General features: G+C 40.6%; 15 protein-coding genes and 1 tRNA gene. 8 read left to right on the top strand and 8 right to left on the bottom strand.

Going from position 1 to position 11,675, the window contains the following annotated elements; all coding sequences use genetic code 11:
- Positions 1 to 164: 164 nt before the first annotated feature.
- Complete coding sequence (gene guaA, locus C9889_RS09735) at positions 165 to 1,079, top strand: glutamine-hydrolyzing GMP synthase (RefSeq protein WP_129599228.1); 915 nt, start codon at positions 165 to 167, stop codon at positions 1,077 to 1,079.
- Complete coding sequence (locus C9889_RS09730) at positions 1,076 to 2,116, top strand: archaeosine biosynthesis radical SAM protein RaSEA (protein WP_129599225.1); 1,041 nt, start codon at positions 1,076 to 1,078, stop codon at positions 2,114 to 2,116. Before guaA ends, C9889_RS09730 begins: the two co-directional genes overlap by 4 nt.
- Before the next feature lie 3 nt (positions 2,117 to 2,119).
- Here the strand turns inward: C9889_RS09730 and argB are convergent, their stop codons facing one another.
- Both argB and C9889_RS09720 read right to left on the bottom strand, forming a co-directional pair.
- Positions 2,120 to 3,007, bottom strand: a complete 888-nt coding sequence (gene argB, locus C9889_RS09725; RefSeq protein WP_129599223.1) for an acetylglutamate kinase — start codon at positions 3,005 to 3,007, stop codon at positions 2,120 to 2,122.
- Between the two features lie 102 nt (positions 3,008 to 3,109).
- A complete protein-coding gene (locus C9889_RS09720) occupies positions 3,110 to 3,412 on the bottom strand; it encodes a non-histone chromosomal MC1 family protein (RefSeq protein ID WP_129599221.1) in 303 nt (100 codons plus the stop codon).
- A 245-nt stretch (positions 3,413 to 3,657) separates the two neighbouring features.
- Between C9889_RS09720 and mptA the strand changes: the two genes are divergently transcribed.
- Together mptA and C9889_RS09710 are read left to right on the top strand one after the other, a co-directional pair.
- Positions 3,658 to 4,611, top strand: a complete 954-nt coding sequence (mptA, locus tag C9889_RS09715) for a GTP cyclohydrolase MptA (RefSeq protein WP_129599218.1) — start codon at positions 3,658 to 3,660, stop codon at positions 4,609 to 4,611.
- A 14-nt stretch (positions 4,612 to 4,625) separates the two neighbouring features.
- On the top strand, positions 4,626 to 4,937 hold the full coding sequence (locus tag C9889_RS09710; protein ID WP_129599216.1) for a DUF2098 domain-containing protein: 312 nt from the start codon (positions 4,626 to 4,628) through the stop codon (positions 4,935 to 4,937).
- On the opposite strand, the gene C9889_RS09705 is transcribed toward C9889_RS09710, so the two are convergent.
- The 6 genes from C9889_RS09705 to C9889_RS11510 form a co-directional block, all read right to left on the bottom strand.
- Complete coding sequence (locus tag C9889_RS09705; RefSeq protein WP_129599213.1) at positions 4,938 to 5,879, bottom strand: nucleotidyltransferase domain-containing protein; 942 nt, start codon at positions 5,877 to 5,879, stop codon at positions 4,938 to 4,940.
- 47 nt (positions 5,880 to 5,926) lie between these two features.
- The gene (locus C9889_RS09700) at positions 5,927 to 6,514 is read right to left on the bottom strand and encodes an N-acetyltransferase (protein WP_318531574.1); all 588 of its coding nucleotides are present in this window, start codon (positions 6,512 to 6,514) and stop codon (positions 5,927 to 5,929) included.
- Between the two features lie 36 nt (positions 6,515 to 6,550).
- Complete coding sequence (locus C9889_RS09695; RefSeq protein ID WP_072359837.1) at positions 6,551 to 6,826, bottom strand: DUF1699 family protein; 276 nt, start codon at positions 6,824 to 6,826, stop codon at positions 6,551 to 6,553.
- Between the two features lie 170 nt (positions 6,827 to 6,996).
- A tRNA-Arg gene (locus C9889_RS09690) sits at positions 6,997 to 7,071 on the bottom strand.
- Between the two features lie 72 nt (positions 7,072 to 7,143).
- Complete coding sequence (tsaA, locus tag C9889_RS09685; RefSeq protein WP_129599211.1) at positions 7,144 to 7,536, bottom strand: tRNA (N6-threonylcarbamoyladenosine(37)-N6)-methyltransferase TrmO; 393 nt, start codon at positions 7,534 to 7,536, stop codon at positions 7,144 to 7,146.
- 78 nt (positions 7,537 to 7,614) lie between these two features.
- Complete coding sequence (locus C9889_RS11510) at positions 7,615 to 7,797, bottom strand: 4Fe-4S binding protein (protein WP_129599208.1); 183 nt, start codon at positions 7,795 to 7,797, stop codon at positions 7,615 to 7,617.
- 79 nt (positions 7,798 to 7,876) lie between these two features.
- Between C9889_RS11510 and C9889_RS09675 the strand changes: the two genes are divergently transcribed.
- From C9889_RS09675 to C9889_RS09660, 4 genes are all read left to right on the top strand, one after another.
- On the top strand, positions 7,877 to 8,923 hold the full coding sequence (locus C9889_RS09675) for a radical SAM protein (RefSeq protein WP_129599206.1): 1,047 nt from the start codon (positions 7,877 to 7,879) through the stop codon (positions 8,921 to 8,923).
- A 202-nt stretch (positions 8,924 to 9,125) separates the two neighbouring features.
- Positions 9,126 to 9,437, top strand: a complete 312-nt coding sequence (locus C9889_RS09670) for a DUF2551 domain-containing protein (RefSeq protein WP_225420068.1) — start codon at positions 9,126 to 9,128, stop codon at positions 9,435 to 9,437.
- Between the two features lie 60 nt (positions 9,438 to 9,497).
- Positions 9,498 to 10,346 carry a polyprenyl diphosphate synthase gene (gene uppS, locus C9889_RS09665; RefSeq protein WP_225420067.1) on the top strand — a complete coding sequence of 283 codons (849 nt, stop codon included), beginning with the start codon at positions 9,498 to 9,500 and terminating at the stop codon, positions 10,344 to 10,346.
- A gap of 303 nt (positions 10,347 to 10,649) precedes the next feature.
- Positions 10,650 to 11,663 carry a DNA-methyltransferase gene (locus C9889_RS09660; protein ID WP_129599203.1) on the top strand — a complete coding sequence of 338 codons (1,014 nt, stop codon included), beginning with the start codon at positions 10,650 to 10,652 and terminating at the stop codon, positions 11,661 to 11,663.
- Positions 11,664 to 11,675 lie beyond the last annotated feature (12 nt).

Here is an 11,675-nt window from a genome sequence, read left to right as displayed (position 1 = left end):
GTGCTGAATGCATATAAAGCTGTAAATAGTGGATTGAAAGTATTATCTTAAAAGTTACCGACCGGAAAACATATCTATATAAATTAAAAATTGCATCGGTACGATTAAGTCATACAAATCCCTAGTAAGCACAAATCATCATAAACCATATGGAGTTTCCTTTCATGGTAAAAACCGAAAAATTCATTCCAAAAGCAATCGAGAAAATAAAAGCCAAAGCGCAGGGCAAAACCATCATCGCCCTCTCGGGAGGTGTTGACAGTTCCGTATGTGCAGTACTTGCACACCGTGCAATTGGTGATAATCTGATACCGATCTATATAGATACGGGTCTTATGAGAAAAGGGGAAACAGAACGAATAAAGGAAATATTCGGTGACATGAATCTCCAAATCATCGATGCAAAAGATCGTTTCCTTGATAATCTGGTGGGAATCAAGGACCCTGAAGAAAAAAGAAAAGCTGTCGGTGAGACTTTCATTCGTGTCTTTGAAGAAGAAGCACTCGATGTTGAGGCAGAGTGTCTGATCCAGGGAACCATATACCCGGATAAGATTGAATCAGATGGTGGCATCAAGTCCCACCACAATGTAGGCGGCCTGCCCGAACACATCAATTTCAAACACATTATAGAACCTATTGATGACCTCTACAAAGACGAGGTAAGGGAAGTAGCCCATGCACTCGGTCTGCCAGAAGAGATATGCGAAAGAATGCCTTTCCCTGGACCGGGTCTTTCAGTAAGGATAATCGGGGAAGTTACAAGAGAAAAGGTCGATGTTGTAAGGGAAGCAAATGCGATTGTGGAAGAAGAACTGCTTGAACAGTTCTGCCCCTGGCAGACATTCGCGGCGGTCCTGGGCAAAGGGACCGGCGTAAAAGGCGACCTCAGAGTACACGGCTGGATAGTTGCCGTGCGAGCAGTCGGTTCGAGGGATGGTATGACCGCAGAGGCCCTGGAATTGCCCTGGGAGACCCTCAGGAAAATCAGCTCACGCATAACCGGGGAAATCCCCACTGCAGCAAGAGTTGTCTATGACATAACACCAAAACCACCTGCTACAATCGAGTTCGAATGAATCTTAATGATAGAATACTGGAAATTAGACAGCACCAACGCATTAAAAAGGCTCCAAACAATGAGCCTGCTGCTGTCTGGACAGGCAGAGACCTTCTTCAAGGAGAAGTAACAGATACCCTCACCCTTATTTTTAAGACCAGTGGATGCTGGTGGGGGATAAAGGGAGGGTGTACTATGTGTGGTTTTGTTTATGACAGAGCCTCCACGCCTCCGTCAGCTGAAGACCTCTTGCAGCAGTACGAAAAAGCACTTGAGCGTTCTTCCGGGTTGCAGGAATTCATAGTCAAAATATTCACATCCGGCAGTTTCCTGGATGAAAAGGAAATTGATGCACAAGTCAGAGAAAACCTACTGAATAAACTGGAAGCGGACGAAAGGATCAAGAAAGTAATTGTAGAAACCCGGCCTGAATTTGTAACAGAAGATACCCTTACTTCCTGCACAGAAGTGCTAAAAAACACCGGTTTTGAAGTCGCTATTGGTCTTGAGACAAGCAGTGATGTGATACGCAAACGTTCCATAAACAAGGGTTTTACCTATGCAGGTTTTTCCCGTGCGGCACACCTTGCTCATGAGAAAGATGTTACTGTTAAGGCATACTTGCTTCTCAAACCACCCTTTTTGTCAGAAACCGAAGGAATGGATGACATTATAGATACGGTAGATGATATTGCCGATCTGGTTGACACAGTCTCCATAAACCTGTGCAATGTCCAGAGAGGAACTTTTGTGGAACGGCTATGGGAAAGAAACCAATACAGACCACCCTGGCTATGGAGTATTGTCAGGATACTCACTGAGTCCAAAAAGAAGCACCCCGATCTTGTGATCACATCCGATCCCGTCGGAGCCGGTTCAAAGCGTGGACCTCATAACTGCAGGGAATGCAGCCACATGGTTGCCGATGCGATCAGGGATTATTCCCTAACACAAAATACCGCGATACTGAAAAACCTCAATTGTGATTGCAAGGAAGAATGGGAAAAAGTACTGGAACTTGATGGGTTAACCTTTGGTTGCCCCATCAAATCCTGAAACTTAGAATACCATAGTGCCTATCCCGCCATCTGTAAACAGTTCCAGAAGGATGGAATGGGGCACACTTCCATTTATTATATGGACCCTTTCTACACCGTTTTCCACACTTGTGGATGCACTGCGCATTTTGGGAATCATACCGCCACCAATAATTCCCTCAGCAATCAAATCCTCCACCTGCGGTGCAAGTACCCGTGAAATCCTTGTAGTCGTGTCTGAAGGGTCCCTCATAAGTCCTGCCACATCAGTCATTAGAACGAGTTTCTTGGCCTGCAGGGATTTGGCAATATCTCCGGCAACCGTATCCGCATTGAGATTTAGGGCATTGCCCTCATTATCCACAGCTATCGGAGAGATCACAGGTATGTAGCCCTGTTCTGTCACTATATGGATCAATTCCGGATTGATTATCTCGGTTTCTCCAACCCATCCCAGGTCCACGCTATGCTCGATATCCTCTATCATAACCTTCTGGGCAGGTTTTTTACGTGCCATTATCATTTTCCCATCTTTACCTGAAAGACCCACACCTTTTGCACCGTGCTGGCCAATCAGGGACACAATTTTCGTATTGATGCTGCCTACAAGAACCATACGGGCGATTTCCACGGTCTCGTCATCAGTAATACGCAAGCCGCCTACGAATTCGGGTTTCTTGCCCATCTGCTCCATTTTTTCAGTAATTTCAGGTCCACCGCCATGTACGATGACCGGATGTATACCCACAAATCTGAGAAGCACAATGTCCTCAACAATTGCACTCATTATTTCGGGATCTACCATTGCGTGCCCTCCAACCTTTATCACCATAAAAGAATCATAAAATTCACGAATGTAGGGAAGGGCTTCAATCAATATATTTTCCTTCTTATACTGGCCTTCTGACATAAAGGCTACATAGGAAAACAATGCTTTAAACTTTTTGTAAAGAAAAATAGGTAAACAAGGGGATATCCCCCTATATGAGCATTAAAAAAGTAATAGAAATAATCAGACTTGCTCAAGTTTGATTATGCCTGGTTTTTCTTTTCTTACAAAAGGCTTGTTGATTTTGTCAGGCATCCAGTCTGGTTTGTTCTTGGGAGCATCGACTTCCTGTTTCCAACCATAGAAAATATGGACTTTCTTAGTTCCCCTTTCACGGAGCATGATTTTTTCAGGGTTTTTCTTGGTGCCTTTACCACGGTTTGCAACTTTAAGAGCTGCCTGCCTTGGTTGCTTTCCTGTAAATACCCCATGTTCGTTTCCTTTCTCATCCCTTAATACAAAATTTCTCGGTTCTGACTTAGACATTTAATCACCTTGTCCACCGTTACCGGTTATTGATTAGTTGTAATGTTGTTATATATATAATTAACTTTTAATGTTGCCTTTTGACAATGATTTGAACGAAAAGCGACCAAAAGGGTTAATGCACAGTAGTAAACACATACAATAAATTCGTCAACAAAACATTTACATGCGATGAATAAGTTTCAATTATAGTTTTAGATTCCCCCACCAATTTATTTTACTTAACCCGTTTTGAGGTCATTTATATGGAACTCCCAGTATTAGAATTACCAGATGTTCAGGCAAATAAACCAAAAATACCGATAAACCTCACCAGAGTCGGTGTAACCGACGTGAAAAAACTGGTCGAGATCAAGAGAAAAGATAAAAGACCAATCGTCCTTATATCTACTTTTGATATTTTTGTTGATCTGCCCTCAGACAGGAAAGGAGCAAACCTTTCACGTAATTTTGAAGCTATAGACGAGGTTCTCGAAAAGGCAGTCAATATGCCCGTTTATGAGATAGAAGAACTTTGCGGAGATGTTGCACAGAACCTTCTCACAAGACATGAATATGCCACCCAGGCAGAAGTGATCATGAAAAGTGAGTACGTGATCAAACGTGAAGCACCTGTGAATAAAATGCAATGTCAGGAAGTTGTCGATATATTCGCAGAATCCATTGCAACCCGTGATGAAGAAAACAACATCGAAGTCAAGAAACTTATTGGTTCAGAAGTTGTAGGAATGACCGCATGCCCCTGTGCGCAGGAAATTATGCAGGACAAGGCCATGAAGGAGCTTACAGAACTTGGAGTGAATGAGAAGACCATATCCCTTTTCCTCAAAAGGATGCCAATGCCCACCCACAACCAGCGAGGCAGGGGTATAATTTCTATCCAGACAAAGGGTGATGTCAAAGTTTCCCTGGAAGAAATAATAAAGATTATCGAAAACTCCATGAGTTCAAATGTCTTCGAATTATTGAAACGCCAGGATGAGGCCTTTGTGGTAGAAACCGCCCACAGGAATCCAAAATTCGTGGAAGACTGTGTGAGAACAATGGCACAGAAAGTGGTAGAAAAGTTCCCCCACCTGCCCGATGATGCTGTAGTAACTATTAAACAGATAAATGAGGAAAGCATACACAGGCATAATGCATTTGCAGAAAGGGTTGCGGATTTCAGTGATCTCAAAGATGAGATTGCAAATAGTTAAAGAAGGCAATACAAATGGAACATGTAGAAACATCTGACATCGACGGACACCCCCTTGAAAAAGGCATGGTGGTGAGATATCTCAATACAGGAACCCTGGGAGAGATTGTCGATATAAAGGAAGATGATGAAGGCACATGGGCCCTGATGAATACCACAGACCTTTACTACAGGGTCGATACGTTGAAAGTATCAGACGAAAAAGTACGAATAAGGGGAGAAAAAGAATACAGCTCCAGCGATGTCAAGGATTACCTGCTCAGCCAGGAGGAGGAAACCTCTTCAGGAAATCTGGAGAATGTATATCAGTCCACTGGAGGGGGCTGATTACAATAAACCTTCTTTCTCAAGCAACGAAAGGGAGCGCATCCATTCACCCCGTGGCTCCCTTGAAGTACCTACTACAAGCCTTTTTTTATGCCCCATATCCTCAACCACCCCCCTTGCTTCTATTCTTTCTCCTGCTAATGCCTGACCCGAATAGGTGTGCGTATATGAAAGGATATGATCGATCTCCTCATGATCAATTTCATACAATGCAGGATTGTCAAAAGCAAATGTTGCATCTGTAACAGTAGCTTTTATTTGTATATGCTCGGTATCTGAACCCCTTTCCAGGGGCTGATGTATCTGATCCCAATCTCTTGTGAAAAGGAGATCAAAATAGGTACCATTTACCATTCCACGATTTCCTTTTCTCAATTCATGCAAAAGAAACTCATCATATGAAATTTCAGGAGAGCGTTTTCTATAAATACGTTGCCACATATTTTCATCGATTGCCTCAATGCGGGAACCGGATAGTTTTGCTCTGTTTATGGCATCACGTGCCTTAAACCAGACCGGCCCGTAAACCACAAAATCAATATCAGACATCTCATTTTGCAAACCAGGAAGGACTGAACCGGTAACTCCCTGTTTGCTCATAGGTATGCCGGCCTTAGAAAGAACCCTGGCAATTGTTTTGATTCGTTCATCCGAGTCAACTACTTCAGGTAGTCGGTCTACAGGGCTGAGAATTTCTGAAACTCTTTCCTGTGGGATTATATGCACATCAGATATCCAGTCCGGGTGATGCTGGCGCATGTAATCAAAAGAATCGGCGAAATCGTATTTCCTGTACTTCATTCCGTTTGCAAAACGATTCCCCGTCTCATCCGGAGCATACCTTAATATTCCCCTGACACCAGTCGGGTGAAAATAATCGACTACAGAAAAAAAACATTCATCATCTGTGCGTACAAAATCCCTTAACCTGGTCCTGATCATCCATAGCCTTCCTTTATTAAATGCAAGCGAGAATCACGATAAATAAATTATAAGTATCTGAGCAAGGCAACTTCATTACAATCCGGGAATTTTGGACATTTTATGCAACCTACCCATACCTTATGTGGCAGTGATGCCTTTTCAACTTTTGAAAAATCCTGTCTTTCAAAAAATTCTGGCACGTAAGTAAGAGTAAATGCTCTTTTCACCCCAATGTTTTTGCCTTCTTCGATACTGGCATCCAGTAGCATCGAGCCAATGCCCATTCCAGTGCGGTCGGGTTTAACAGCAAAAGACAGGATTTCGGCCAGATCTTCCCATACAACCTGAAGAGCACAGCAACCAACCACTTCACCATTTTCCTCATAAACATAAAAGTTCCTTATGTTTTCATACAGTTCCCCCACAGAGCGGGGTAACATCATCTCTTTTTTCGCATAGCTGTTTATGAGGTCTTTCATGGGAGTTACATCCTCAATTACAGCCTTACGAATTTGACCCGGTAACTGCTTATGGATATTAGATTCCTCCGAAATAATAGCATGGTTGGTACGAATGAACAAAAAGATAAATAAAAATATCGAGTCAAAATTGTAATAACCCTGTCTGGAAGATGCAAGTGACAGGGATAACAAATATAAAAATTACAAAAATATTCAAAATAACTAAAGTCATTCTTCAGAATCTATTTCTTTATACATTGAGATACCAGTACTTTTCAGGTCGCCTTCAAGTAACTCAACATCTTCCATTTCAAGGAATTTAATTGCCACATCTGACAATGTTTTCCTGTAGGATGAAGGCAATTGCAGAGCCTTTAAGCCCTTACACCTGGTGATAATCTGCATAATATCCGTATTGCTCGGCCTGAAAGAAAGATGTACAACTTCTTCATCTTCTTTAAGCGTTTCAATCTCATATTTGGAATTCAACATCCTTATTCTCATCAACTCACCTCTATGAATTAATCGATATTGCACAAATACATATAGTATTCTTTGTATAACAATATATAATTCGTACTTCATAGTATTTAATTACAATAGAGAATAGAAGAATTTACAAACTTGAGTATAAAAAGAAATACACAATAATGAGTTACATAATAAGAAAAGAACGGGCGTGAAGGGAGTTGAACCCCTGACTTACAGCTTAGGAGGCTGCCGCCATATCCTGGCTAGGCCACACGCCCGCTTCCGACACATCCTGAATGTAAAAACAATCATTTATACTTATTGGTAAAATCGAATCCCGGAAAATTATTTCAGTCAAATTTGCTGGTATATGGTTTAATATCAAGTACAGGGGTACCATCTATAGCATCAAGACCTTCTACTTCCAGGGTTAATCCATCGACTGAAAGCAGGTTTACGGTTGTTATCCCTATACCATTTGGACGATGGGGGCTTCGGGTAGCAAATAGTCCCACCAATTTACCATCTGTTCGACGCTTTTGCTTTAATTTATAGCCCTGACTTTTGTCAAACTGAAACAATATCTGGATTTTCTTAAATTCATCAACTCCTTCCAGGGCTTCTGCAAAATCAGGATAGATTTCAATAAAGGAAATTGATGAATACATTTTTTCATCAAATACAGGTTCCTTAAAGGTACTTTTCACATAACCAACAGATTCCGGATAGCATGTGTTTTTCATGTATCAATCATTCCTACTATCAAATAAAAACATGATGGGAAAAACTTATAGTAACTTGCCTATAGGATTAACGGCTGCTTAATCCATCAACAAAAGAGCATTATTTGGACAATGAGAAACACATTGCCCACAAACATTACACTTTTGTATGTCTATTTGAACGCGGCCGCCACTATAGAAAATTGCACTCTCACCACAAATCGATATACATTTTCTACAGCCTTTGCAGCCAAATACGGCCACATGTGACGCATAAAACATGAAATGTTTTCTGATTTCATATTAGTTAACCCTGATGGGTAAAGAAAAAGTTATATACTGATATATTCATGCAAAAGCAATGGCAAATATTCAGCAAGCAGAAGCAGGCTCTTTTTACAGTTATCTTTCAACCGGCTGCAAAATGTGCCGCCATGGTGCAAAAATGGTATTATACATAACCGGTCGTTGCGGTAAGAATTGTTTCTATTGTCCGCTATCAGAAGAGAGAAAAGGCGATGCCGTATATGCCAATGAAAGGAAAGTGCAATGCGACGATGAAGTAATAGAGGAAAGCATGCGTATGCAGGCCCTGGGAGCAGGAATTACAGGTGGTGAACCCCTCCTTGAAATCGAAAAGGTCCTGCATTACATCCATCTACTGAAAAGCACTTTCGGACAAAAGTATCATATTCATCTCTATACTGCCTTAACTGTAGATGAAAAAACAATTGATGAACTTGTTGAAGCAGGACTGGATGAGATACGTTTTCACCCTCCTCTGCAGGAATGGGAAAATATTGAAAAAAGTAAATTTAAAAAGGCAATTCTCAATTGTAAACAAGCAGGGCTGGAAACAGGAATCGAAGTGCCTGCCATAGAAGGTATTGGAAAGTTTGTTGATTTGTGTGATAACGTTGATTGTTACATCAATTTCAATGAACTGGAATTTACAGATACAAATTACGAGGAATTGCATCGCAGAGGGTACCGATTAAAGGATGATATTTCAAATGCTGTAGCGGGTTCACGAGATAGTGCATTAAAAGTCATAAAACTTTTTAGAAGGGGGCATTTCTGCTCATCTGCATATAAAGACGCTATACAGCTAAGGAAACGTCTTATCAGGATTGCAGAAAATACCTCTCGCCCATTTGACGAAATAACCGATGATGGTACTATCATATTTGGAATAATACATACTAAAAATACTGCTAAAATACTTGAACAATTGCAGGAATTTGAAGTTCCTGAAGAAATGTATGAAATAAAGGAAAATATTGTTGAGATCGCATCCTGGATACTTGAAGATATTGCAGATGAGATCCGGGACATTAGTGATAAAATTGAAATTATTGAAAGGTATCCTACCTCAGACGGCCTGATTGTGGAAAGCATGCCTGTTTAAAGTCCAAAAATACCCTTGAACATAAAATAAACAATATGTTTTTATGTTAAAATGAAGTATAAGGGGCAGTTCAAGCCTTAAAAGTCAGGCAAATAGGTATCCTGCATCAGAAAATAGAAGGTCTTTCGATTGTTTCTTTTAAAGGATACATATTACAAGTTAGCATAAATATATATGCAAAAATAACATAGTTTAGATAGAGGTGTTCGTGCTGGAAACCATTGAAAACCGGGTAAGATCAAGACTGATAAAATATCTTGGCCGGGATGACACAGGGATACGCAAAGTGGTCCTTAAACTGTTCCTTGACGGCGGGAAATATACCACCAATGATATCTATAAATTCCTTCACGAAAAGGATTTTGATATAAGTTACAGGGGAGTTTCAGCTATGGTTGGGCTTATGAACACTCGCTTGGGAATCCTGAGTATTGATGTAACCGGCGATCACAATATCTATTTATTAAAAAATGATTACAGGGATATCGTACGTTCAGTACTTGACAATTATTAACATCACCTGTAGCTCTGATAATGATGTGGCGGATATTACCTGAAATGTTGTATAAAGGATATGAATTTTCCTGGAAAAAATATCCGTAATTCTAAATTACCGCAGCATATCGCCATTATAATGGATGGAAACCGCAGATACGCCAAAAAACTTGGTAAGTTTACCTCATACGGCCATACGCGGGGAGCCGATATGACTGAAAAAGTCATTGAATGGTCCTATGAAAGCGGCATCAAGGAATTGACAATATATGCTTTTTCTACTGAAAATTTCAACAGGAAAAAAGATGAGAAGAAAGGCATACTAAAACTTATAGGAACCAGACTCGAAGAGATGTGTGTTGATGAAAGGACACACAAAAGACGCCTAAAAATACGTGTAATTGGAGACAGAACCCTTTTACCCGGGGACCTCCTGCAGAGTATCGATAAAGTAGAGATGGCAACAAAGGACTATGACAGGCTAAAACTTAACATTGCAATTGCTTATGGCGGGAGACAGGATATCATACAGGCAATACGTGAAGTTGCCAGGAAAGTAAAAACAGGGAATATCGAAATGGATGAAATAACTGAAAAAACCATATCCAGACACCTATATCCAGAAGAAAATTCGGCCGTATCAAACGTTGATCTCATAATCCGTACAGGAGGAAATGAAAGGGTTTCGAATTTCCTTCCCTGGCAAGCATGTGGAAATGAATGTGCAGCCTATTTCTGCGCCCCCTACTGGCCGGATTTCAGGAAAATCGATTTCCTTCGTTCCATCCGTACATACCAGCAAAGACAGGAGGAAAGAAGCAGGACCCTTTCAAACAGGACACTGCATTTTATCCATAATATAGAGAGAAAACTGGATGTAAGAGATATTGATTCTCAACCAAAAAAATTACCTGAAAAAAATAGTTAAAATTCATAAAAGGCCGGTATCATCAGAAACCATGACGGGAGGGTGATGAAGACCGGCCAGCCTTTTTATTGTTAATTGTTCCTAAAGTGGTCCAGTTTTTCATAGCGTTTGGTTCTCTCTATAAGTCCTTTGAAGAATTCATCCATACTGATCACCTCAATAAGAAATAAGAATATAAACTATTTCAAGGACCTCCAAGCAAGGTGAAAGTAATCTAACCGATTCAGAACCAGCCACTTATCAGACAATATTTATTTATTCTTCCAGATAGGTTATGAAAATACCTGGCGTCAGGAGTTGAAAATGAAGCCCGTTGACATTTATGGTAATGTATTTTACAATGAGGATTGTATTACAGGAGCTGCAACTCATATCCCCAATGGATCGGTAGATCTGATTATTACCGACCCTCCATATGGGATAAAAGGGGACAAGTTACACCAGCATTACAACAGGAATGAAAAATTTGTAGTTGATGGATATGTAGAAATCCCGGAAGATAAATATGCAGATTTCAGCCAGGCCTGGATTAAAGAAGCAGAAAGAATTCTCAAACCTGGTGGCTCCATCTACATTGTTTCGGGATACACAAATCTTTACCATATCCTCCATGCCCTGCACCAGACAAATCTGGAAGAGATCAATCATATAATATGGAAATACAATTTTGGTGTTTACACAAAAGCAAAATATGTATCCTCCCATTATCATATTTTATACTACGAAAAACCCGGCAAAAAGCGCACATTCAATCTTGAATCAAGATACGGAACCTGTGAAAAAACAGAAGATGGCAGATCGCTGAACTACAGGGACAGGGAAGATGTCTGGGTAATTAACAGGGAGTATAAACCCGGCAAAATTAAAAATAAAAATGAATTGCCCCACAAACTCCTGAAGAAAATTATACAATACAGTAGCAATGAAGGCGACCTTGTTTGTGACATGTTCCTGGGCGGATTTTCAACTGCAACCGTTGCAATCGGCCTTAATAGACGCTGCATTGGTTTTGAAGTATCAGAAACGATGTTTAAAACAAAAACCCGTGAAATTAGCCAGAGCAATGTTATCAAACCGGGATTTATGATACCGGAATTACGCAAACCTGTCATCAAGAACCTGGAAAACCAGGGAAACCCCTGGACTTCACAGGAGGAAGACTACCTATTTACAAGATACAGGGAATTGCGCCAAAGTGGACAAAACAAAAAAGATATTATCGAGATAATTGGCGAAGAATTGGGCAGAGGTAGATGGAGTATCGAGAAAGCAATTAAGAAAATGGGAATAAAGGATGAAAACAGGCATCCACAATAAAACCAATCCGGA

Origin of the sequence: Methanohalophilus profundi (assembly GCF_004137855.1) — an archaeon.
In the GTDB taxonomy this organism is placed as follows: Archaea; Halobacteriota; Methanosarcinia; order Methanosarcinales; family Methanosarcinaceae; genus Methanohalophilus; species Methanohalophilus profundi.
Note: the sequence above shows the minus strand (reverse complement) of the source record. Positions and strands in the feature narration are given on the sequence as shown.